The 21,857-nt window shown below is 74.3% G+C and carries 16 protein-coding genes; 6 read left to right on the plus strand and 10 right to left on the minus strand.

Annotation, left to right across the window (positions count from 1 at the left end; translation table 11 throughout):
• Positions 1-28 precede the first annotated feature (28 nt).
• From ACZ4Z4_RS20045 to ACZ4Z4_RS20060, 4 genes are read right to left on the minus strand one after another with little or no spacing between them, the layout of a single operon-like run.
• The gene (locus tag ACZ4Z4_RS20045) at positions 29-1,195 is read right to left on the minus strand and encodes an ABC transporter permease (protein ID WP_468328656.1); all 1,167 of its coding nucleotides are present in this window, start codon (positions 1,193-1,195) and stop codon (positions 29-31) included.
• Position 1,196: 1 nt separating this feature from the next.
• Positions 1,197-1,910 carry an ABC transporter ATP-binding protein gene (locus ACZ4Z4_RS20050; RefSeq protein ID WP_468328658.1) on the minus strand — a complete coding sequence of 238 codons (714 nt, stop codon included), beginning with the start codon at positions 1,908-1,910 and terminating at the stop codon, positions 1,197-1,199.
• On the minus strand, positions 1,907-3,004 hold the full coding sequence (locus tag ACZ4Z4_RS20055) for a peptidoglycan-binding protein (RefSeq protein ID WP_468328660.1): 1,098 nt from the start codon (positions 3,002-3,004) through the stop codon (positions 1,907-1,909). Before ACZ4Z4_RS20055 ends, ACZ4Z4_RS20050 begins: the two co-directional genes overlap by 4 nt.
• The gene (locus tag ACZ4Z4_RS20060; RefSeq protein WP_468328662.1) at positions 3,004-3,720 is read right to left on the minus strand and encodes a hypothetical protein; all 717 of its coding nucleotides are present in this window, start codon (positions 3,718-3,720) and stop codon (positions 3,004-3,006) included. Before ACZ4Z4_RS20060 ends, ACZ4Z4_RS20055 begins: the two co-directional genes overlap by 1 nt.
• A 178-nt stretch (positions 3,721-3,898) precedes the next feature.
• Between ACZ4Z4_RS20060 and ACZ4Z4_RS20065 the strand changes: the two genes are divergently transcribed.
• The 3 genes from ACZ4Z4_RS20065 (at position 3,899) to ACZ4Z4_RS20075 (ending at position 6,721) form a co-directional block, all read left to right on the plus strand.
• Positions 3,899-4,600 carry a response regulator transcription factor gene (locus tag ACZ4Z4_RS20065; RefSeq protein ID WP_468328664.1) on the plus strand — a complete coding sequence of 234 codons (702 nt, stop codon included), beginning with the start codon at positions 3,899-3,901 and terminating at the stop codon, positions 4,598-4,600.
• A gap of 74 nt (positions 4,601-4,674) precedes the next feature.
• Entirely contained in the window at positions 4,675-6,198 is a 1,524-nt protein-coding gene (locus ACZ4Z4_RS20070; protein WP_468328666.1) for an ATP-binding protein, read from the plus strand.
• A gap of 4 nt (positions 6,199-6,202) precedes the next feature.
• Entirely contained in the window at positions 6,203-6,721 is a 519-nt protein-coding gene (locus tag ACZ4Z4_RS20075; RefSeq protein WP_468328668.1) for a hypothetical protein, read from the plus strand.
• A gap of 10 nt (positions 6,722-6,731) precedes the next feature.
• Here the strand turns inward: ACZ4Z4_RS20075 and ACZ4Z4_RS20080 are convergent, their stop codons facing one another.
• Both ACZ4Z4_RS20080 and ACZ4Z4_RS20085 read right to left on the minus strand, forming a co-directional pair.
• A complete protein-coding gene (locus ACZ4Z4_RS20080; RefSeq protein ID WP_468328670.1) occupies positions 6,732-7,166 on the minus strand; it encodes a hypothetical protein in 435 nt (144 codons plus the stop codon).
• Positions 7,167-7,279: 113 nt separating this feature from the next.
• Positions 7,280-8,476 carry a DUF2786 domain-containing protein gene (locus ACZ4Z4_RS20085; protein WP_468328672.1) on the minus strand — a complete coding sequence of 399 codons (1,197 nt, stop codon included), beginning with the start codon at positions 8,474-8,476 and terminating at the stop codon, positions 7,280-7,282.
• Between the two features lie 817 nt (positions 8,477-9,293).
• Between ACZ4Z4_RS20085 and ACZ4Z4_RS20090 the strand changes: the two genes are divergently transcribed.
• Both ACZ4Z4_RS20090 and ACZ4Z4_RS20095 read left to right on the plus strand, forming a co-directional pair.
• On the plus strand, positions 9,294-10,025 hold the full coding sequence (locus ACZ4Z4_RS20090; RefSeq protein WP_468328674.1) for an ABC transporter ATP-binding protein: 732 nt from the start codon (positions 9,294-9,296) through the stop codon (positions 10,023-10,025).
• Positions 10,025-12,181 (plus strand): ABC transporter permease, encoded by a 2,157-nt coding sequence (locus tag ACZ4Z4_RS20095; protein ID WP_468329438.1) that lies wholly within the window; start codon positions 10,025-10,027, stop codon positions 12,179-12,181. The genes ACZ4Z4_RS20090 and ACZ4Z4_RS20095 overlap by 1 nt, the downstream gene beginning before the upstream one ends.
• Here ACZ4Z4_RS20095 and ACZ4Z4_RS20100 read toward each other — a convergent pair.
• Positions 12,156-12,998 carry a nitrilase-related carbon-nitrogen hydrolase gene (locus ACZ4Z4_RS20100; protein ID WP_468328676.1) on the minus strand — a complete coding sequence of 281 codons (843 nt, stop codon included), beginning with the start codon at positions 12,996-12,998 and terminating at the stop codon, positions 12,156-12,158. The genes ACZ4Z4_RS20095 and ACZ4Z4_RS20100 overlap by 26 nt on opposite strands.
• A 685-nt stretch (positions 12,999-13,683) precedes the next feature.
• Between ACZ4Z4_RS20100 and ACZ4Z4_RS20105 the strand changes: the two genes are divergently transcribed.
• Entirely contained in the window at positions 13,684-15,396 is a 1,713-nt protein-coding gene (locus ACZ4Z4_RS20105) for a bifunctional 3'-5' exonuclease/DNA polymerase (protein WP_468328678.1), read from the plus strand.
• A gap of 86 nt (positions 15,397-15,482) precedes the next feature.
• Here ACZ4Z4_RS20105 and ACZ4Z4_RS20110 read toward each other — a convergent pair whose 3' ends face one another.
• The 3 genes from ACZ4Z4_RS20110 to ACZ4Z4_RS20120 all read right to left on the minus strand — a co-directional run bounded on the left by ACZ4Z4_RS20110 (position 15,483) and on the right by ACZ4Z4_RS20120 (position 21,782).
• Positions 15,483-18,707, minus strand: coding sequence for an AfsR/SARP family transcriptional regulator (locus ACZ4Z4_RS20110; RefSeq protein WP_468328680.1), 3,225 nt, complete (start codon positions 18,705-18,707; stop codon positions 15,483-15,485).
• Between the two features lie 254 nt (positions 18,708-18,961).
• Positions 18,962-20,986 carry an ATP-binding protein gene (locus ACZ4Z4_RS20115; protein WP_468328682.1) on the minus strand — a complete coding sequence of 675 codons (2,025 nt, stop codon included), beginning with the start codon at positions 20,984-20,986 and terminating at the stop codon, positions 18,962-18,964.
• Positions 20,979-21,782 carry a response regulator transcription factor gene (locus tag ACZ4Z4_RS20120; protein WP_468328684.1) on the minus strand — a complete coding sequence of 268 codons (804 nt, stop codon included), beginning with the start codon at positions 21,780-21,782 and terminating at the stop codon, positions 20,979-20,981. The genes ACZ4Z4_RS20115 and ACZ4Z4_RS20120 overlap by 8 nt, the downstream gene beginning before the upstream one ends.
• Between the last annotated feature and the right edge of the window lie 75 nt (positions 21,783-21,857).

Consider the following 21,857-nt stretch of genomic DNA (forward strand, 5'->3'; position numbering starts at 1 on the left):
ATGATACGGGGCATATCGGGCGGCCGTGTCACGTCGCGTTCAGCGCCGCCGTCGGGTGCAGACGCGAGGCTCGTACGGCGGGGTAGAGGCCCGCCGCCACGCCGATGAGCAGGGTCGCGGCGAAGCCCGCCGTCAGGGACCAGGGCGGGACCACCGGGGTCCACTCCTGGCTCAGGGCGAAGGCGTACGTCGCCGTCGCGCCCAGGAGTGCGCCCGTCGCCCCGCCCAGCGCCGACAGCAGCAGGGACTCCGCCAGGAACTGGAGACGTATCGCACCCTTCGTGGCGCCCAGCGCGCGGCGCAGGCCGATCTCCGCGCGGCGTTCCAGGACCGAGATCACCATCGTGTTGGCGACGCCGACCCCGCCGACGAGGAGGGCCACCGCGCCGAGCCCCAGCATGAGCGTCGTCAGGCCCTCGTCCGTCGCCGCCTTCGCGGCCAGCGCGTCGGAGGGCCGGGAGACCTTCACCGAACCCTCGTCGCCCGGACTGACCGTGCGGGCGAGCACCTCCCGTACGTCCTCGACCGTGTGGTCGGGCGAGCGCTCGAAGACCATGGACGGATGGCCGTCGAAGCGGAAGTACTTCTCGGCCGCGGGGAAGCCCACCATCGCCACGCGGTCCAGGTTCGGGACCAGCTCGACGGGTTCCAGGACGCCGATGACGACGACGTACTCGTCGCCCATCATGATCTTCTCGCCGGGGGACGTGACGCCGAGCCGGTCCGCCGCCACCGCGCCGAGGACGGTGACGGGCAGCTTCTGGTTCACCTCGTCCAGCCATTTGCCCTGCCGCACCCGGGCGTTGAGGGCGGCCAGGAGGTCCGGGCGGGCGGCCTGCACCGTCACGCCCGCCGTCTGCTCCTCCGGCACCACGTCGCTGCGGCGGACACGGGCGTCGACGTCACCGGTCGCCGTGGCGTGCCGGACCGGACCGATGCGCTCCACCATCGCCACCGCCGACTTGGGGAGCGGCACGTCGTTGCCCATGGCGTCCTTGCCCGCCTCCGCGGTGAGGAGGTTCGTGCCGAGCCGGTCGAGCTTCGCCATCAGGTCCGACTTGCTGGACTGGGAGAGACCGACGACCGCGACCATCGTGGCGATGCCGATCGCGATGCCCAGCGCGGAGAGGACGACCCGCGCGCGACGGGTGCGCAGGCCGACGGCGCCGACCCTGAGTATGTCGCTGAGGCGCATCTCAGACCCCCTCGGACGTGATGCGGCCGTCCCGGAAGCGGACCCTGCGGGGGAGGGAGTCGGCTATGTCGCTGTCGTGGGTGATCACGCAGATCGTCGTGCCCGTCTCGTTGAGCTCGTGGAGCAGTTCCATGACGACCTCACCGGACGCCGTGTCCAGGGCACCCGTCGGCTCATCCGCGAGGAGGAGGGACGGGTCGCCGACGAGTGCGCGGGCGATCGCCACGCGCTGCTTCTCGCCGCCGGAGAGCTCGCTCGGCCGGTGGCCCAGGCGGTGGCCGAGGCGGACGCGTTCCAGGGCGGTGCGGGCACGGGCGCGGCGCTCCTTGTGCCGCACGCCCGCGTACAGCAGTCCGTCCGCGACGTTGTCGAGCGCGTCGCGGCCGGCCGCGAGGTGGAAGTGCTGGAAGACGAAGCCGATGTGGCGGGCGCGGAGCGCCGACAGGCGGGCGTCGCCAAGAGCGCTCACGTCGTGGCCCGCGACGCGGACCGTGCCCGAGGTGGGCCGGTCGAGCGTGCCGATGACGTTCAGCATCGTCGACTTGCCGGAGCCCGAGGGGCCGACGATCGCGAGGAGTTCCCCCGCGCGCACGGTGAGGGACACGCCGCGCAGGGCGTGCACGCCGCCGGCGTACGACTTGGTGACGTCGCGCAGTTCGACGACGGGCGTACGGACAGGGGCGGAGGTGATTGTGGGTGTGGGTGTGGGGTTCATGGGGCTGCCACGCCCACCTTCGTGCCCTCCTTGAGCCCGGGGGCACTCACCTCGATCCTGCCGTCGGCCGTCATGCCCGTCCTGACCCGCACCATGCGGGACGTGCGGCCGTGGACCGTCTGGAGGCCGTAGCCGCCGTTCTCGCCGCGCAGGGCGACGACCGCCTCGACCGGGACCGTGAGGACGTCCTCCCGGGACTCGCTGACGAACCGCACGCTCGCCGTGGCCCTGGTGTCCTCGCCCGACACGGCCGACCTGCCGCCGTCCAGGGTCACTTCGACCGTGATGCCGTCGCCGGCGCCGGCGGAACCGGAGCCGCCGCCTTCGGACGCCCCGGTGTCCTCCGGCCGCACCGTGCCGGCGACCCGGCCCGGCTCCTTCCTGCCGCTGGGCAGCGTGACCTCGACCTTCGTGCCGGGCGCGGTCAGTGCCGCGTCGGCCTGGTCGAGCTCGGCGCGGACGACCGGTTTCGTCGAGGCGACGGTGAGGACCGCCTTGTCCGGTCCGACGGGATCGGCGAGCGCCGCGTCCGCCGAGACGACCTTGACCTGCTCGGGCTGGAAGACCACGTCGCCCTCGCCGACCCGGCCCGTCGGCGTGCGGTTGAGGGACTTCTGCCACCGTTCGACGGCCGCCTCGGTGGCCCGGTCGAAGCGCGGGTCCACGTACAGGCCCGCGCCGTAGCCGAGGGCGACGAGGTTGCGCTCCAGCTGGAGCACGTCGCTGCCGCGGTTTCCCGCCTTCATCTCGCGGAAGGCGGGCACGGGTCCGTACAGGAGCGTCACCGGCTTGTCGTCCCGTTCGTAGAGGGCCTGGCCGCGCGTGACGGTGGCCCCCTCGCGCGCGGCGACCGTGACCGTGCCGTCGACGGGCGACTTCACCGCCCGGCGCCCCGCGAAGTCGATCTTCCCGTCGACGGTCTCGGACTTCACGAGATCGGCGCGGGTGACGGTGGCGGTGGCGGGCGGCAGCCCGCCCTCCCCGCTCCCGGCGCCCGTGCCGTCCCCCCGGGCCGAGACGACGAGGACGCCCGCCGTCACCGCCGCGGCGGCCAGCACGGCCCCACCCGCCAGAAACCCCGTACGGCGTCTCATCACTGCATTCCGTCCAGGCCCTCGAGCAGCTTCCCCTTGCAGGCCTCGCGGGCCTCCTTGTACGCGGGCGAGTCGCGGTCCATCGTCGGGTTCGCCGGGTTCGGGTCGCCGCCGGGCATGACGTTGCCGCCCGACATCGTGGGGTTGGTGAACTTCGACAGGCCGTTCTCCCGCATGCACTTGGCGTGCGCGAGCATCGACTCGTAGTCCTTCTGGGCGTCCCGCTCGGGCTCCAGGTTCATGGCGGCCTTCATCTCGGGAAAGCAGACGCCGTCCTTGCCGCCCTTGTACTCCTCGCCGTTCCCTTCCGGGTCGACGACCTTGTCGATCTTCGCCCAGTCGAGGTAGCCGCTCAGCTTCGGATCGGGGAAGTCCTTGACGCCGGCCTTGCCGCGCATGCACTGGACGTACTTCAGCTGGGCGTCGTAGAACGCGCTCTTGCCCTTGGCCGAGCCGGTCCCCCCGGTCCCCTTCTCGTCCCCGTCCGTGCCCTTGCCGTCGCCGCCCGTGCCCGTGCCATCGCCGGCGGGTGCGTCAGGGGCGGAGGCCACGGCTTCGTCCTTGGCGGCGTCGTCGTCCCCGCCGCCCCCGCACGCCGCCGTGATCGCCAGGGCGGGAAGGACGAGGAGGCCGGCGAGGCGGCGGGACAGGGAACGGGCCTGGGGACGGTCCAGGGGGCGCCTGGTGGTCGTTCCCGGTGTGCTGTGGATGCTCATGGCGGCACTGTGCCGCCGCCACATGGTGGTCGTTCCACGACCGCATGATGAACACGTAACGACACATGATGAGCGCGTAACAACGCCACATGATGAGCACGTAACAATGCCCGGTGGTGCGGGGATCACTGGCCCGGCAGCCCCTGAACTGGGCAAACCTGCGCCCATAATCGTCCCCATGGCCCGAGTACCCCACGTGCTGCTGATCGAGGACGACGCGTCCGTGCGCGACGGCATGGAGCTCGTGCTGCGCCGCCACGGGTACGCCGTCGACACCGCCGCCACCGGTGAGGACGCCCTCGCCCTCCTCGCCCGGCCCGCCGGGCACGACGTCGAACTCGCCGTGCTCGACCTGATGCTGCCCGGCATGGACGGCTTCGAGGTCTGCCGACGGATCCGTGCCACCGGGTCGACGATCCCCGTGGTCATGCTCACCGCGCGCGGCGACGACAGCGACATCGTGCGCGGCCTGGAGGCGGGCGCCGACGACTACGTGGTCAAACCCGTGACCGCACCGGTCCTGGAGGCACGTATCCGGGCGGCGCTGCGGCGGGCCGAACCGGTGCGGCGGCGGCCCGGCGAGGACACGTACGCCGGTCTCGTCATCGACCGCGCCGGGCTCACCGTCAGCAAGCGCGGCACACCCATCGCCCTGCCGCCGACCGAACTGCGGGTCCTGCTGGAGCTCTCCGCGTCGCCGGGGCAGGTGTTCAGCCGCGAGCAGCTGCTGCGGTCGGTGTGGGAGCACGACTTCCTCGGGGACTCGCGGCTCGTGGACGCGGCGGTCGGGCGGCTGCGGGCCAAGATCGAGGACGTGCCCGCCAAGCCGGTGTTCGTGCAGACGGTGCGGGGCTTCGGGTACCGGTTCGGGCCGGTATGAGGGGCCGGGGGGACGCCGCGCGGCGTACGCGGCCGCAGCCGGAGACCAAGTCCCGGGCGCGGATGGGGACATGGATGCGGGCGCGGATGCGGGCGCGGGCACGGGCACGGGCGCGGTGGAAGGTGTGGGGCGGACTGCGCACGCGCCTCGTCGTCGCCTTCGTGCTCGTCGCGCTCGTCAGCGCGGTCACCGCCACCGGGCTCGCCTACCGCGAGTCCCGCAACGCCGTCCTGGACCGCAAACAGGACGCCGTGCGCACCGACTTCAAGAACCGCGTCGGCCAGGCGGCCGCCGACCTCGCCATGCCGCCCGACGAGGTGTCCCTCACGCGGTTCGCGGCCGGGCTCGCCGACGGGCTCGGGGACGGGCTCGGGGACACCGTGGTCGTCGCCGAGTACAGGTCGCTGACGGTGTCCTCCGACGCCTCCGCCGAGGCGGCCGCCGACCGGTCGCTGATCTCCGCCTCCCTGCGCGACGCCGTCCGTACCCGCAACCGCATGAGCCTCCAGCGGGTCGACCGGCACGGCAGCCCCTCCCTGGTCGTGGGCACACCCGTCACCTTCACCTCCGGGTCGCCGTCCGGGCTCGACGTCTTCGCCGTCAGCTCGCTGCGCGCCGAGCAGGACGACACGGAGGCCATACTCGACACCGTGCGGGGAGGCCTGGTGCCGGTCCTGCTGCTCACCGTCGTGCTCGCACTGCTCGCCGCCCGTACGGTGCTGCGGCCCGTGCGCGAGCTGGGGCGCGCCACGCGCCGGCACGCGGCCGGTGACCTCGCCTCGCGGGTCGTGGTGCCGAGGGGGCACGACGAGATCGCCGACCTGGCCAAGGACTTCAACCGGACCGCGGCGGCCCTCGAGACGTCCGTCGCCGAGCTGCGCGAGCAGGAGGCGAAGGCGCGGCGGTTCGTCGCCGACGTCTCGCACGAGCTGCGGACGCCGCTCGCCGCGATGACGATGGTCGCCACGGTCCTCGACGAGGACGCCGGACAGCTGCCGCCGGACGTCGCGCGCGCCGCCCGCACGGTCAGCGCGGAGACGGCGCGGCTCGCGCGGCTCGTCGACGACCTGATGGAGATGTCCCGCTTCGACTCGGGCGCCGCACGCCTCAACCTCGGCGAGCTCGACCTCGCCGAGACCGTGCGGAACACGCTGGCGCTGCGGGGCTGGACGACGCGGGTACGGGCCGAACTCCCGGACGGTGACGGCGTACGGGCCGTGGCCGACCCGCGCCGCCTCGACGTCGTCGTCGCCAACCTCGTCGGAAACGCCCTGCGGCACGGCGCCGAACCGGTGACCCTCACGCTGCGCGCCGCGGGCGACTGGGTGACGGTCGAGGTCGCCGACCGCGGGCCCGGCATCGCCCCCGAGGTACTCCCCCACGTCTTCGACCGCTTCTACAAGGCCGACAGCGCGCGGACCCGGTCGGAGGGCAGCGGCCTCGGCACGGCCATCGCGCTGGAGAACGCACGACTGCACGGCGGGACGATCGAAGTGGCCAACAGGGCGGGCGGGGGCGCGGTGTTCACGCTGCGGCTGCCATGGCGACGGGGAGGGGAAGGGGGTGAGGCACGTGAAGCGCGTGAAGCGCGTACGTGATGCCGTGAGGGTGGGAGCCGGCTCGGTCGCGGTCGCGATCGCGGTCACGGTCGCGTTGGTTGTCACGGGGTGCGGGGTGCGGCCCACCGGCGTGGTGGACGCGGGCGAGGCGGCGGGCGGGCTGACGAAGGGGCTGCGGATCTACTTCGTCTCCGAGACGGGGCGGCTCGAAGGCGTGACCCGGGCCATGAGCCTCCGCGATCCTGCCGACGTCTTCAAGCTGTTGATGACCGGCCCCACGGAGGCGGAGCAGCGGTCCGGACTGACCTCGCTGGTCGACAGCGGGCAGTTCGAGGTCAGCGGCGAGGGCAACCGGCTGTCGGTCCGGGTGCCCGTCGCCACACTCGACCCGGCATCCGTCGGGGACCGCAACTACACCGGTCAGCTGGTGTGCAGTCTGGCGCGGGCCCGGGCTCTCCTCGACAAGCGGGGGCGGACGCGACCGGACGATGTGCGGGTGTCCGTGCAGCCCCTGGAGGAAGACGCGTTGGGGCCTTACGTGTGCTCGGACTTCTTGCAGTAGGCGAGGTCCGTCAGTGGCGTTCGGTGATGTGCTGGTCGCGTGCCGCCTGGTAGACGCGGCCGTTGCCCTCCGCGTGGGCCTCCATGTGGATGCCTCCGCTGACTTCCTGCCCGTCGGCGCCATGAGCGAGGCGGTCGAGCAGGGACTTCAACTCGGGCGCCGCCTCCGGGTGTTCACTCAGCAACGTGATCGTCCTGGCGCACCAGTGGCCCTCCAAGCGGCTGCCCGGGTGGCCCGCCCCCGGGGCGGCATCGCTTTCCGCCGCGTCCAGCGCCGTGCGGCGCGAGGCTTCGAGCTCCCGCTCCACGTCGTCGGCGGCCTCGGGCTGGAAGCGGCGCCAGAACGCCACCATGCCGTCCTTGGCCTGCTGCCAGCCGTCGGTCACCAGGAGGGTGACGACGGATGTGCCGGCGGTGCCGGCGAGAGTGAGCAGATACGGATCCATTTGGTGCCCCCGCTATCCCACCCCTAGGTCCTGGTCGGCCCGCCAGTCAGTAGGGCGTGATGTCCAGGTTAGGCGAACTGCCGTGCGCACAGGGCACGTTGGCTCGCTTCCACTCACGGCAGGGCCGGTCCCCGGCCGCGGCCGCGGTGTGCGACATGGGCGCGGTCCGCTGCCGCCGTTCCGTGGTTCCAGCCCTCGGCGTCCGTCACGCCCCGCACTCGCGTCGTGGTCGTCTCGGGGAACATCCGCTCGGTGTGGTCGGTGACGGCGATGTCGCGGGCGGCCAGTACGGGGAGCAGGGCGGCCGGGTCGGTTGCCGCGCCCGAGCCGGTGCCGGTGCCGGTGTCCTGGGTGGCCTCCCGTGCCGCCTCCGCCACCGCGTGTTCGCCCGCCTCGGCCAGGCGGCCGCCGATGCGGTGCGCGTACGCCATCAGGAAGGCCTGCCGGAACGTCTTCGTACGCTTACGGCCCGCCGCACGCTGGCCTGCCTCCGCCTTGGCCATCGCCGTGGTGCCCTGCACCAGCAGGGAGGTGTAGAGGAGCTCGACCGACTCCAGGTCGGGCTCGAAGCCCACCACGGTCGAGAAGCCGTACGCCTCGTTCCACACCGCCCGGCAGTGGTTCGCGGCGGCGACGGCGTCGAGCAGGATCGCCTTCGCCGTCTCGTACGGGGCGTCCACGCCGATGCGGCAGGCGGCCGGGACGTCCTGCGCGTGGGTGCGGGCCGCGAGCAGCGCCTCGTCGAGCGAGTGCCGGGCCATCAGCTCCTGCGCCTTGGCGGTGAGCGCCTCGGCCTCCTCAGGGAAGCCGGTCGCCTCGGCCTTGGCGAGCAGGGCGCGGATACGGGTGAATGCGCGGGGCTCGCCCTGGGCCGGGCCGGGGACGGTGTCGCCCGGGGGTGGTCCCGCCGGTTCGATCGGGGGGAGGCGGAGCAGGAGGCGGTAGAGCTGGAGGTGGGTGGTGGCCCGGGCGAAGCGGTCCTGGGCGGGGCCGTCCGCGTCGGCCGGCCCGAGCTCCGCCAGCTGGGCGGGCCAGCGGGGCGGCAGGTGGGCGTAGCGGCTGGTCTCGGTGCGGATCAGGGTGGCGGTCAGGCGTACGTGGGGGTCGGCGAGGTCGCGGCGGACGAGGCGCATGACGTCGGCGGGCTGCCAGCCTCGGTGCCATGCGCGGTGCAGGTACTCCTCGCCGCGGCGGCGCAGGTCGGCGTCCGCCTCGGGGGCGGCGGCGAGGAGCGACGCGCCGGCGTCCAGCCCTTCGTCACCGTCGCCGTACAGCGCCGCCGCGAACGCCCTGTCGATCACCGAGTCCATGAGGCAAGGGTATGGGGGTGGATTCTGGCGGGGCGCCGTGGTCGGGGGTGCAGGTCCGCGCCTCCGCGCCTTCTGCTCGTCCGTGGGGCGGGGCCGCGGGGGTATGTGCGTACTCGCCATCCCTGCGCCGCGCCTCAAGTCCAAAGGCGCCATTGCTGGCTCGGTGCTCCGTTCGCACATACCCCCACGTCCCCTCGGGCGCGCTTGCGCCTGCCCGGCCGGTGGGGGTTGCGCTCCCGCTCCGCGGGCCATCGCACAAAACCCCCGGCCCGGCGGCCGGTAGGGCCCCTTCCCGTACGCCTGGGCCACGCCCCTACCCGCCGGTGGGCCCGGCCCCCGTACTCCCGCAGAACGCCCCGGCCCACACCCACCCGCGCGCCGCCCCTACCCCCGCGGGCCATCGCGGGGCAGCCCCCCTCACCCGCCGCTACCCCGCCAGCCGTCGCGGGACAAACCCACCCACCCCGCCGCTACCACCACAGGACATCGCGCGCCAAACCCACCCACCCACCACTACCCCCGCAGGACATCACGGGGCAGCCCCACCCACCCCGCCCCTGCCCCCGCAGGACGTCGCAGGGCAGACCCGCCCACCCGCCCCTACTCCCGCAAGACGTCGCGGGGCAAACGGGTGGGTGGGTGGGAAACATCCGCCGCGGAGCGGCGGGCTTGATGTCCCTACCCGAGCGGGGCGTCGCAGGGGAGACCCCACCCGCCCCGGCACCCACGCGGCGCGGGCCAGGGGTATGGCCTGCCCTACCCCCGGACGCCCTCCAGTGGGCGTGTCCCGGAGGGGGCACAGCGATTGGGTGGGGGCATGAGTGAGAACGTTGTACGGCTCGCCGGGCTCCACCGCCTCCACGGCCGAGTCACCGCCCTCGACGGCGTCGACCTCGACGTCCGCGCCGCCACCTTCGTCGCCGTCATGGGCCCCTCCGGCTCCGGCAAGTCCACGCTCCTCCAGTGCGCCGCCGGACTCGACCGCCCGACGTCCGGCCGGGTCGAGGTGGGCGGGACCGTACTGACGGGACTGAGCGAGCGCCGGCTGACGCTGCTGCGGCGGGAGCGGATCGGCTTCGTCTTCCAGGCGTTCAACCTGCTGCCCGCCCTGACCGCCGCCCAGAACGTCGCACTCCCCCTGCGGCTCGCGGGGCGCAAGGTCTCGCGTACGGAGATCCGCGACGCGCTCGGTCGGGTCGGCCTCGCCGACCGTGCCGGGCACCGGCCCGGTGAGTTGTCGGGCGGCCAGCAGCAGCGGGTGGCGCTCGCGCGGGCGCTGGTCACCCGGCCCGCGGTCCTCTTCGGCGACGAGCCGACGGGGGCGCTCGACACGGGGACGAGCCGTCAGGTGATGACGCTGCTGCGGGGGCTGGTGGACGTCGAGGGGCAGACCGTGGTGATGGTCACCCACGACCCGGTCGCGGCCTCGTACGCGGACCGGGTGGTGTTCCTCGTCGACGGCCGGGTGGCGAGCGAGCTGCGGGCGCCGGCCGCCGGCGAGGTGGCGGCGGCGATGGCGGGCCTCGAAGCGGCGGAGGTGCGCGCGTGATGATCTTCCTCGCCTCTCTCCGCGCGCGGTGGAGCACGCTCGTCGGGGCTTTCGTGGCCGTCGCCCTGGGCGTCGGCCTCACCGCCGCCATGGCGCTGGGCCTGTCCGCGAGCCTCTCGGCGCCCGAGCGGGCTCCGGAGCGGTTCGCCGGGGCGCCCGTCGTCGTCATGGGGCAGGACACCCTGACGGTTCCGGTCCGGCGTGGCCCGGACGTCACCCGCGTAACGAAGCCGCTCGCTCATCCACACCCTGTGGATATCGAACTGCTGCGCGACCTCCGGCGGCTCGGACCCGTACGGCACGGGCAGAAGCGGGACGCAGTCGGCGTCGACGCCCCCGCCCGTGCCGTACGCGAGGTCGTCGGCGGGCGGGCCCGCGTCCTCACCGGCGACGACCGCCGCCACGCCGATCCCGGCACCGCCCGGGACGCCGAGGCGCTGGTGGCCGTCAACTCCTTCCTCGGCACCGCGGGCGGCGTGGCGGCCTTCGTGTCGGTGTTCGTCACGGCGTCGACGTTCGCCTTCGTGGTCGCGCTGCGGCGGCGGGAGTTCGGGCTGCTGCGGATGGCCGGGGCCACACCGGGGCAGGTGCGCAGGCAGCTCCTGGGCGAGGCGCTCGCGGTGGGCGTCGTGGCGTCCGCCGTCGGGTGCGCGCTCGGGGCGTGGGGCGCACGGCCGCAGGCCGAGGCGCTGGTGCGGGCGGGGATCGCGCCGGAGTGGTTCACGGTGGGAGGCGTCGAGGGGACCGACTGGCTCTCCTGGCCCCTTCAACTCGCATTCTGGACCGGCCTGTTCGTCTCTTTCGCCGGAGCCTGGGCCGCGTCGCGGCGCGCCGGTCGCGTCGGCCCGGTCGAGGCGCTGCGGGACGCGTCCGTCGACAGCGGCGTCATGCCGTGGAGCCGGCGCATCGTGGGGGCGTTGCTGCTGGCCTGCGGGCTCGGGCTGCTCGTCGAGGCCCTCGGCACGGACCCGTCCGCGCTCCTGAAGCGCAAGACGTACACGATCCAGCCGATGATCCTGATCACCGCGGCCGCCGCGCTCGCACCCCTCCTCGTACGTCCCGTGGTCCGCGTCTTCCGGCTGCCGGGCGCCGTCGGACTCCTCGTCCGCGAGAACTCCACCGCCGCCGTGCGCCGCACCGCCGCCGTGGCGGCGCCGGTCCTGGTCAGCGTCGCCCTGGCCGGCAGCCTGCTCGGCTCGGCGCAGACGGTGGGCGCGGCGAAGGCGACGGAGGCGGAGCGGCGGACGTCGGCCCACCTGGTGGCCGACGGCGACGCGCTGCGACCGGCCCGCTCCCAGGACGTACCAGGCGCATCCGCCGTCTCCCCCTCCGCGGCCACCGCCGTGTTCGTACGCGAGGAAGGCAGCGCCCTCGTCCGGACCGACGCGCGTGCGGTGGGCGACCCGGCGGCGCTGGCGGCGACCTCGCGGCTGCCGGTGATCGCCGGTGACGTACGCGACCTGGACGACCGCTCGATCGTCGTCAACGAGGAGTGGGAGCGGCACCGGGTCGGCGACCGCGTCGCCGTGTGGCTCGGCGACGGGCGGCCCGCGCGGCTGCGGATCGTGGCGGTCCTCGCGCGCGGGACCGGGGACAACGGCGCCTACGTCACCCGCGCGAACGCCCCGTCGGCCCCGGTCGACCGGATCGACGTCCGCCTCGCGGCGGGCGCGGACCGGGGCGCCGCGGCCGCGGCGCTGCGCGCCCGCAGCGGCGGTGAGGTGCGCACGGCCGAGGAGTGGCTGGCCGCGACGCATCCGCGGGCCAAGGCCCAGACCCGCCTCGGTCTCCTCCTGCTGCTCGGCATCTCCCTCGTCTACACGGGCATCTCGCTGGCGAGCACCCTGCTGATGGGCACCTCGGTACGCCGCACGGAACTGCGCTCGCTGCGCCTCGCGGGCGCCACCCACGGCCAGGTGCGGCTGGTCGTCGCCGGGGAGGCGCTGGTGGCCGTGGCGGCGGGCACGCTCCTCGGCCTGGCCGTCACGGCGGTCAACCTGACGGGTCTGGCCACCGGCCTCACCCTCCTCTCCGCTCCGGCGGGCGTGACGGTGCCGTGGGGCGAGCTCGGGGTGAGTGCGGGGGCGTGCGCCGTGGTGGCGGTGTCGGCGGCGGTGGCGGGTGCGGCCCTCAGCTGTCGCCGCCCTCGTCGATGAGGCGCCGCACCTCGCGGTCGACGAGGCCGAGGCGCGCCTCGGCGACGAGCGGCACGGCGCGGCGCTGACGGCGCGCCTCGTGTACGTCGATGTCGACCGTCACCAGCGCCGGCTCCCACTTCGGCGCCTGCGCGACGACCGTGCCTCGCGGGTCGACCACGCGCGAACCGCCCCAGAACGAGGCGCCGTTCTCATTGCCCACCCGGTTCACGAAGACGACCCAGCACTGCAACATGCGGGCGGTGTACGACAGCAGCGTGTCCCAGTACAGGCCGGTGTCCATGGCCTCCGGGTCCAGGCTGGCCGCGCTGTTCGTCGGTACGAAGATGACCTCGGCGCCGTCCTGCACGGCGAGCCACGGGAGCGCGGGCTGCCACGCGTCGTTGCAGATGAGGGTGGCGGCGCGGCCGTGCTCGCGGGGCAGGTCGTACGCGCGCAGGTGCTGGCCCGGACTCACGTGCTTGCGTTCCTCCCACGCCAGGTAGTTCGGGAGGTACAGCTTCCGGTGGACGTGCAGGAGCCGGCCCTCCGTGACGTACGCCGCCGTGTTGTACGCGCGAAGGCTCGTGTGCTCGTGGAGGCCGACCAGGACGGCCGGGCCGCCGGGCTCCGCCAGGCCGAGCAGCCTCGGGTCGTCCGTCGTGATCGACGTGTCCCTCTTCAGGCCGCCCAGGTGATAGCCGTGCAGGCTCAGCTCGGGGAAGACGACGAGGTCGGCGCCCTGGGCCGCGGCCTGGGCCGCCCGTTCCCGTGCGGTGTCCACATTCTGCTCGACCTCACCCAGTGCGCAGTCCGTCTGCGCCAACGCGACTCGCATACCCCGACCCTCCCAGCCCCACCGGCCCCTCGCACCCCGAGCCCCCCCCCGGGGCCGGGGGGCGGGTCTCCCCCGAGGCCCCGCGGGGAGGGGTGGGCGGGTCTCCCCCGCGACGCCCCGCAGAGGTAGGAGCCCCAAGCCCGCCGCTCCGCGGCGGATGTATCCCACCCACCCACCCGTTTGCCCCGCGACGTCCTGCGGGGGTAGGGGCGGGTGGGCGGGTCTGCCCCGCGACGTCCTGCGGGGGAAGGGGCGGGTGGGCGGGTCTGCCCCGCGACGGCCTGCGGGGGTGGGGCGGCGCGCGGGTGGGTGTGGGCCGGGACGTTCTGCGGGGGTGCGGGGACGGGCCCCGCCGGACGGGCAGGGGGCGTGGCCCAGGCGTACGGGAAGAGGCCCCACCGGCCGCCGGGCCGGAGGTTTTGCGCGACGGGCCGCGGGGCGGGAGCGCACCCCCCACCGGGGCGTAACCCGCAAGCGCTCCCGAGGGGACGTGGGGGTATGTGCGAACGGAGCACCGAGCCAGCAATAGCGCCTTTGGACTTGAGGCGCGGCGCAGGGATGGCGAGTACGCACATACCCCCGCGGCCCCGCCCCACAGACGAACAGAAGGCGCAGGCGCCAGCCACGGCACCACCCGCCCACGAACCACAGGGCGATGTCAGTGGCAGGTGCGATCGTGGGGGGCATGGGTGAGAGGTGGGTTGTCGGGGTTGTCGAGGGAGGAGCTGCGGAGCTCGTCCGGCTCGGTGACGACAGCGCGCCCGCAGGAGCGATCATCCGCGAGCCCGACCTAGCCGAAGCCATCCGCAAGCGCCCCACCGTGGACCGCTGGATCTGGCGCTCCACCGCCGCCGTCTACCCCCGCCTCCTCGCCGCCGGCCTCCGCGTCCCCCGCTGCTACGACATCGAGGCCGCCGAGCTCCTCCTCCTCGGCCACGAGGGCCGCCTCGGCGAGCCCCGCTCCGCCGCCGCGGCCCTCGCCCGCATCCGCAACACCCCGGTGCCCCCCGACCCCCCACCCCGCGCCGCCGAGCCCGGCACCCAGGACTCCCTCTTCGAGCCCCGCCCCGGCGGCACCGACGTCTCCCTCGCGGAGCTCGTGGAGGTCCACGCCGAGCAGCAGCGCAGACACGACGCGACCGCCCACCCCGGCCGCATGCGGCTGCTCACCGCGTCCGAGTCCGCCGGGATGCTCGTGGCCGCCGAGATGAACGCCGCGGGCCTGCCCTGGCGCGCCGACGTCCACCGCGCGCTCCTGACCGAACTGCTCGGCGAGCGGTACGCGGGCCGTGGTGAGCCCCGTCGTCTCGCCGAGCTCGCCGACGAGGTGTCCACCGCGTTCGGCCGCCGCGTCCGCCCGGATCTGGCCGCGGACGTCGTGAAGGCCTTCGCGCAGGCCGGCATCAGGGTGAAGTCGACGCGGCGCTGGGAGATCGAGGGGATCGACCACCCCGCGGTGAAGCCCCTCATCGAGTACAAGAAGCTGTACCGGATCTGGACAGCGCACGGCTGGAGCTGGCTCCAGGACTGGGTGCACGACGGCCGGTTCCGTCCGGAGTACACGCCGGGCGGCTCGGTCAGCGGCCGCTGGACGACCAACGGCGGCGGCGCGCTCCAGATCCCGAAGGTCATCCGCAGGGCCGTCGTCGCCGACCCCGGCTGGCGGCTCGTCGTCGCCGACGCCGATCAGATGGAGCCGAGGGTCCTCGCCGCGATCTCCCGCGACCGGGGCCTGATGGAGGTGGCGGGCAGCGAGGACGACCTGTACACCCGCCTCTCGGACCGCGCGTTCTCCGGCGACCGCGAGCACGCGAAGCTCGCGCTGCTCGGCGCGGTGTACGGGCAGACGTCGGGCGACGGCCTGAAGAACCTGGCGGCGCTGCGCCGCCGCTTCCCGCTCGCCGTCGCGTACGTCGACGACGCGGCGAAGGCGGGCGAGGAGGGCCGGCTCGTACGGACGTGGCTGGGCCGGACGAGTCCGCCGGCGGCGGGCGCCGGTGAGGACGACGAGGCGGGCATCCCTCAAGAGGGCCCGCCAGCCGCCCCCGAGGGGGGCCCGCCCTCCGACGGCGAGTTCACCCCGGGGTACGCCTCGTCCAACGCCCGCGCCCGCGGCCGCTTCACCCGCAACTTCGTGGTGCAGGGCAGCGCGGCGGACTGGGCGCTGTTGATGCTGGCCGCCCTGCGGCGGTCGATCGCGGAGGGCGGCCTCCGGGCCCAGCTCGTGTTCTTCCAGCACGACGAGGTCATCGTGCACTGCCCTGCCGAGGAGGCGGAGACGGTGGCGCTCGCGGTGCGCGAGGCGGGGGACCTCGCGGGCCGGATCGCGTTCGGGGAGACCCCGGTCCGCTTCCCGTTCACGACGGCTGTGGTGCGGTGCTACGCGGACGCGAAATAGACGAAGCGGCGGCGAGCTGACCGCCGACCGGGCAGTGAACCCACAGACCGGCACAGCGGACGGCACGGCGGACGACCCTGCGGGCGCTACGCCGCCGCCAGCAGCGTCCGCAGCTCGTCCGACACCTTGCTGTCCGTCCCGTCCAGCGCGCGCAGTGCGGCCCTCCACTGTTCGTACGCCTCTTCGTCGCGCCCCGCCGTCCGCAGGAGGAGGCCCCGCTGGTGCCGGGCGAGGCCTGTCATGTGGGTGTCGCCGCGCTGTTCGGCGCGGTCGAGCAGGGCGGCGCACTCACGCGTCGCGTCCACGGAACGGGAGAGTCCGCGCAGGGCGCGGACCAGCCCGAGGCGGGCCTGGGAGGCTCCGTGCCAGTCCTCGTACTCGCCGTGCAGCCGCAGGCTCTCCTCGAAGTGCCCGAGGGCGGCGGCCGGTTCGCCGAGGGTGAGGTGGGCATAGCCGATGTTGCAGTGGGCGGACTGGCGGACGACGGCGTGTCCGATGGTCTCGCCGATCGCGAGGCTGCGTTCGTGGTGGGCGATGGCGGCGCGGGCGTCGGTGTGCTCGTAGAGGTTGCCGAGGTGGCTGAGGGTGATCGCCTCGCTGAGCGGGTCGGCGAGGTCCTGCGCGAGGTCGAGGCTCTGGTGGAGTGCCTCGGCGGATTCGGCGTGGCGGCCGAGGCCTTCGAGGAGGAGCCCGCGGTTGTTGAGGCCGCGCCGTACGCAGGAGACGATGCCGAGGGTCCGCCAGAGGGTGAGGGCCTCGTCGTTGAGGGCGAGGGCCTCCCGGCTGCGGCCGGACATGAAGTGCAGGCCCGCGAGGTCGGTGAGGGCCTGCGCCTCGGCAGCGGCGTCGCCCTGCCGGCGTGCGCCGTCCAGGGCGAGGGCGCCGAGGACCGCCAACTCGGTGAGGCGGCCACGGCGTTGGAGGTACGGGAAGAGGCAGCGGACCAGGACGGGGAGCAGGCCGACGGGGTCGCTGTGGCGCTCGGCGAGGGCGAGGATGTTGGCGAGCTCGGTGTCGCCCCAGGCGAAGGCGGACTCGGCGGACATGGGGGCGTCCACCACGGACCGGGCGCCACCCTCCGACACCGACGCTGATGGGTACACGTCCGCCTCGGCGCGGTCGGCGCGTGCGAGGCGGGGCTCGACGCCGCGCAGGCGGTCGGAGCGGTCCAGGCCCTCGGGGAGGATCGCCAGCAGGACGCGGCGGGCGGACTCCGCGTACCAGCGGAAGGCCTCCTCGACGAGGCCCGCGCACACCGCTTCCCCGGTCCGGCCCTTGGTGGCCGTCTCCCGGGCGAAGTCGCGTACGAGATCGTGCGGTGCGTACCGCCCATACGACGTCTCTTCGAGGAGCGCGACGTCGACGAGGCGGTCGAGGGCCGCTCCCGCGCGCAGTTCGTCGGTGCCCAACAGGCGGGCCAGGAGCGGCACTCCGTACGTCGGCAGGTCGAGCGCGCCGATCCGGGTGAGGGCGCGCGCGGCGTCGCGGTCGGCCTCGCGGTCCGAGGTGCGCAGGGCGTCGAGGGCGACGGCGAGGGAGCGGCGCACGCTGAGGTCGTCGTACTCCAGGTGGTGCAGGCGGCCGCCGCTGACGGTGAGGAGTTCGGCGAGGGCGTCCGGGGTGAGGGCGCGGCGGGCGGCGAGCCGGGCCGCGACGATGCGCAGGGCGAGGGGGAGGCGGCCCGCGAGTTCGATCAGGGGGTGCCCGGCGTCGAGCCCCGCACGCCCGGAGACGGCACGCAGCAGTGCGGCGCTGTCCGCGTCGGACAGGGGTGCCAGCGGGAAGCGCGCGGCACCGTCGAGGGCCGTCAGCGGCGAACGGCTGGTGACGATCACCGCACAGCCGGCCCCCGCGGGCAGCAGGGGCCGCACCTGCGCCGCCGTCGCCGCGTCGTCCAGGACCATGAGGGTACGGGCGGGCGCGAGCAGCGACCGCAACAACGCACTCGCCGCGTCCTGCGACGCACAGCCCACGCCTGCCGCGTCCGGCGACGCGCAGCACGCGCCGCCGGCGGGGGTGGTGGGCGGTTCGCCGAGGTCGCGGAGGAGTGCGGCGAGGGCCTGGCACGGGGTGAGGGGGGTCATGCCCGGGGTCGCGCCGCGCAGGTTGACGTAGAGCTGCCCGTCCGGGAACTCCTCCCGCAGCGCGTGGGCCGCATGCACGGCGAGCGCGCTCTTTCCGACGCCGGCCATGCCGGAGACGACGGCGACGCGCGACCCGCCGGCCAGGGCGAGCCGGAGCGAGCGCACGGTGCCGTCCCGGCCGGTGAAGTGGGCGGGCGCGGGCGGCAGTTGTGCGGGGCGGGCGGCGCTCTCCGCGCGAATCGCCTCATCCGCGCCCGCACCCGCACCCGCACCCGCGCCCGCACTTGCATCCTCGGCCTGGGACGCTTCCGCGCGTACGGACGGCGGCGCGACCGCGGACGCCCCCACGCCTGACCCATCGGAGTGTCCCGCGCCTGACCCGTCGGGCTGTCCCGCGCCTGACCCATCGGACTGTCCCGCGCCCGGCACGTCGGGCTTCCCCGTCCCCGGAGCCGCCCCCAGCACCTCCCGGTGCGCGTCACGCACCGCTGCGCCCGGTTCCACGCCGAGTTCCTCGATGAGTCTGCGGCGCAGTTCGCGGTGGACGGCGAGGGCCTCGGCCTGGCGGCCCGTGCGGTGCAGGACGAGCATCAGTTGGCGGTGGAAGGCCTCACGGAGCGGGTGTTCCGCGACCAGCGCGGCGAGTTCGGGGGCGAGCGACGGCAGCCCGGTGCCGAGTGCCAGTTCGGCGTCGTACCGCCATTGGAGGGCGAGGAGACGTGCCTCTTCGAGACGCGGTACGAGGGGGTGGCCGTCCAGCGAGTCCGGGAGGCCGCTCAACGGCGTGCCGCGCCACAGCGCGAGCGCGTCCGTCGCGCGGGCGACGGTCCCCGCCCAGTCCCCCGCCGCGTGCGCGGCCCGCGCCTGCGCCACGCCGCGCTCGAAGACACGGACGTCCAACTCGCCCTCGGTGACGCGGAGTCGATACCCCGGCGGCACCGCTTGCAGCCGCTGCGGATCGTCGAGGAGGCGCCGCAGCCGGGTCACGTGGTTCTGTAGGGAGGCCTGTGCCGAAGCTGGCGGAAAGTCGCCCCACAGGGCGTCCTTGAGGGCGCCGAGGGAGACGACCCGGTCGGGTTCGAGCAGGAGCGCGGCCAGCAGGGCGCGCCCCTTCGCGCTGCGCACGGGATGCGGCTCGCCGTCGGCGTCGTACACGGCGGGTGCCCCGAGCAGACCGAACCGCAGCCCGCATCGCTCACTCACGCCGTTCCCCCGTGCCGTCCTCATATCGCCATGTCCCGCTGTGGGCCACGGAGTCCGAGTCGCAGTGCTCGGAGCCGTCGGCCCACATGTTAGCGATCTGTTGGCATGGCCTGATCTGATCACTGCATCGGATCTGGCCCGCCGGTACTCGCGCACAGCGCGTAGCTCGGGGGAGTGTCGCCGCCGCGGCCGGATCCGGGGGCAGAGAAAGCCCCGGTCGGCGGAGGTGACCGACCGGGGCTTTCGCCCTGCTGCCCTTTCCCCCCGGGGACCGGAAGCTACTGCTCCCCCACCAGCTCCCGCTCCCGCTCCCCCTCCCGCGGCAACCGCACCGTGAACAGCGATCCCTTCCCCGGCACGCTCTCTGCCGACACCGTCCCGTCGTGCGCCTCCACCAGCTTCCGTACGATCGACAGGCCGAGGCCGCTGCCGCCCGTCGCGCGGGTCCGTGACTTGTCGGCGCGCCAGAACCGGTCGAAGACGTGCGGCAGATCGGCGGGCACGATGCCGGTGCCCGTGTCGGCGACTTCGATGAGCACGGCGTCGGACGTGGTGCGGCAGGTGATGCGGACGTTGCCGCCCTCGGGGGTGTGGCGGACGGCGTTGGAGACGAGGTTGCCGATCGCCTGGCGCAGCCGCAGCGGGTCGGCCCTCACCCACGGGTCACCGAACGCGGTGGCCCTGAGCCTCACCCCGGCCGTGTCGGCGCGCGCCTGGTGCGCCGCCGCCACCTGGTCGGCGATCTCGGCGGCGCGCACCGGCTCGCGGTGCAGCCGGAGGGTGCCCGCGTCGGCGGCCGCCAGGTCCTGGAGGTCGTCGACGATGTGCTGGAGCAGCAGGGCCTCTTCGAGGAGCGAGGTGACCAGTTCGGGGTCGGTGTCGACGACGCCGTCCTCGGCCGCCTCCAGCCAGCCGCGGATGTTGGAGAGCGGGGTGCGCAGTTCGTGCGCCACGTCGCTGACCATGGCCTTGCGCTGTTCCTCCAGCGCCTTGCGGTGGGCGGCCATGTCGTTGAACGCGGCGGCCAGTTGGCTGATCTCACCCGCCGAGCGGGTGACCCGCTCGGGTACCGGCTCGGTCGGCTCGCCCGCCTTCATGCGGCGCGTCGCGGTGGTGAGCGCGCGCAGCGGCCGGGTGAGCCGGGTGGCGGCGAGCGCGGTGACGGCGACCGTGACGGCGAGGACGGCGGCGGCGAGCCCGGCCAGGCGGACGGTGTTGGCCCGGGAGAGGCTGAAGGCGGGGGTGCTGCGGGTGCCGTCGGAGCTGGTGATGAAGAGCAGGGCGGGTGAGGAGACGTAGGGGCCCAGTTGCTCGCGGCGCGCGGTGTCGACGCAGGATCTGATGGCGGCGTCGTTGGGCTCCCCTACTGCCTGCCCACCCTCTGCCTGCCCGCCCCCTGCCTGCGCACCTGACGCCTGCCCGCCTGCCGCCTGCTCGCCCGCGTCCGGCTCCGGGTATACGGGGGTGAGGGCTGGGTCGGGGTCGGGCTCGGCCGGAGAGCCGATGGGCGGGGTCTCGCGGGGCGCCACGGGCACCGCCGTCGGTGCGGCACCGATCGGCTTCGGTCCGGAGCGCGCGGTCAGGTCGAGGCTGATCGGGACGGGGGCGAGCCCGCGCCGCTTCATGCAGGCGTCGGCGAGGGAGTTGAGCTTGTCGAGGGCCTTCTGTTCGTGCGCGGTGGGTACGTCGAGCACACTCATGCGGCAGCGCGCGTCCATGAATTCGCCGGAGTGGTAGTCGAGTCGGACGAAGGGGCGCCCGCCGGTCCCGTGGACGACTTCGGGGCTCATGCCGAGCTCCGTCAGGCAGGCCGCGCTCCGGTCGGCGGCCTCCTTGAGCTCCCTGCGCTCCTGCTCGGGGAGGCGGTAGGGGCCGATCGCGCGCGGGTCGATGCGGTCGACGGCCGTGCCCTCGTCGGTGCTGCCAGGGGCCAGTGTCGTGTCGACGGAGAGGGGATCGAGCACGGCGGACGCGGTCGCGGGCAGGGCGGTGCGGCGGGCCGCCGAATCGGCGATGACCTTGTGGTCCTGGGTGGTGAGGGCGATGCGGCGGCCGGTGCTGCGGGACAGTTCGCGTACGGCCTTGTCGGCGCCCCGCCACTGCGGCGCGCCCGCGCCGACGCCGAGGAGCCGGTCGTAGATGCGGGCGTCGTCGGCGAGGAGCTGCCCCTGCTCCTGCCGCAGCGCACCGGACGTGGTCTGCGCAGCGAGCCACGCGGTGGCGGCGATGGAACCGATGGAGACCAGGACGGACACGGCGAGGAGCCGCGCGAGCAGGCTTTTGCGGAGCGGGACGTCACGCACGAGGGTGCGCCGCCACGCCGTCGACGGCCGTCCCTACGGAGCGCGTGCCACCCGCACCCGCACCCGCACCCGCACCCGCACCCGCACCCGCCAGCTTGTACCCCACCCCGAAGACCGTCACCAGCCGGTCGGGACGGCGCGGGTCGGATTCGATCTTCTTGCGCAGGTTGAGGATGTGCACGTCGACCGTGCGGGCGGATATGTAGCCGGACGAGCCGTGGATGCGGTCGAGGAGCTGCGGTCGGGTGAAGACGCGGTCCGGTTCCTCCGCGAGTGCGGAGAGCAGGTCGAACTCGCCCGGGGTGCAGTCCACGTGCCGCCCGTCGACCGTCACCTCGTGCCGCAGCGGGTCGACGACGAGGCCGCCGACGCGCAGGATCCGCCGGTCGGCGTCCGGCAGCGGCGGCTGGATGCCGCCCGCGCGGCGCAGCAGCGTCCGTACCCGGGCCATCAGCTCGCGCGGGCTGTACGGCTTGGTGAGGTAGTCGTCGGCGCCGGTGTCGAGGCCCGCGAGCAGGTCGTCCTCGGTGGTGCGGGCGGTCAGCATCAGGATGGGCAGCCGCGCGAGCTCGGGCGGCCCGCTGCCGTCCCGCAGGAGGCGGGTCACCTCCAGGCCGTCTGCACCCGGCATCATCACGTCGAGGATCAGCAGGTCCGGCAGCCGGTGCCGCACCTCGGCGAGGGCGGCGGAACCGTCGTGGACGACGGCGACCGCGTGGCCCTCGCGCTCCAGGTAGCGGCGGACCAGCTCGGCCTGTTTCTCGTCGTCCTCCGCGACCAGGACAAAAGCGCACATGGCGTTGAGGATAGGCATGCCGCGCCCGGTTCAGACGGGCCGAACGGGATCAGGACAGCGGCCTGACAGGATCCT

The sequence above is a fragment of the Streptomyces sp. NPDC030245 genome (assembly GCF_055572995.1).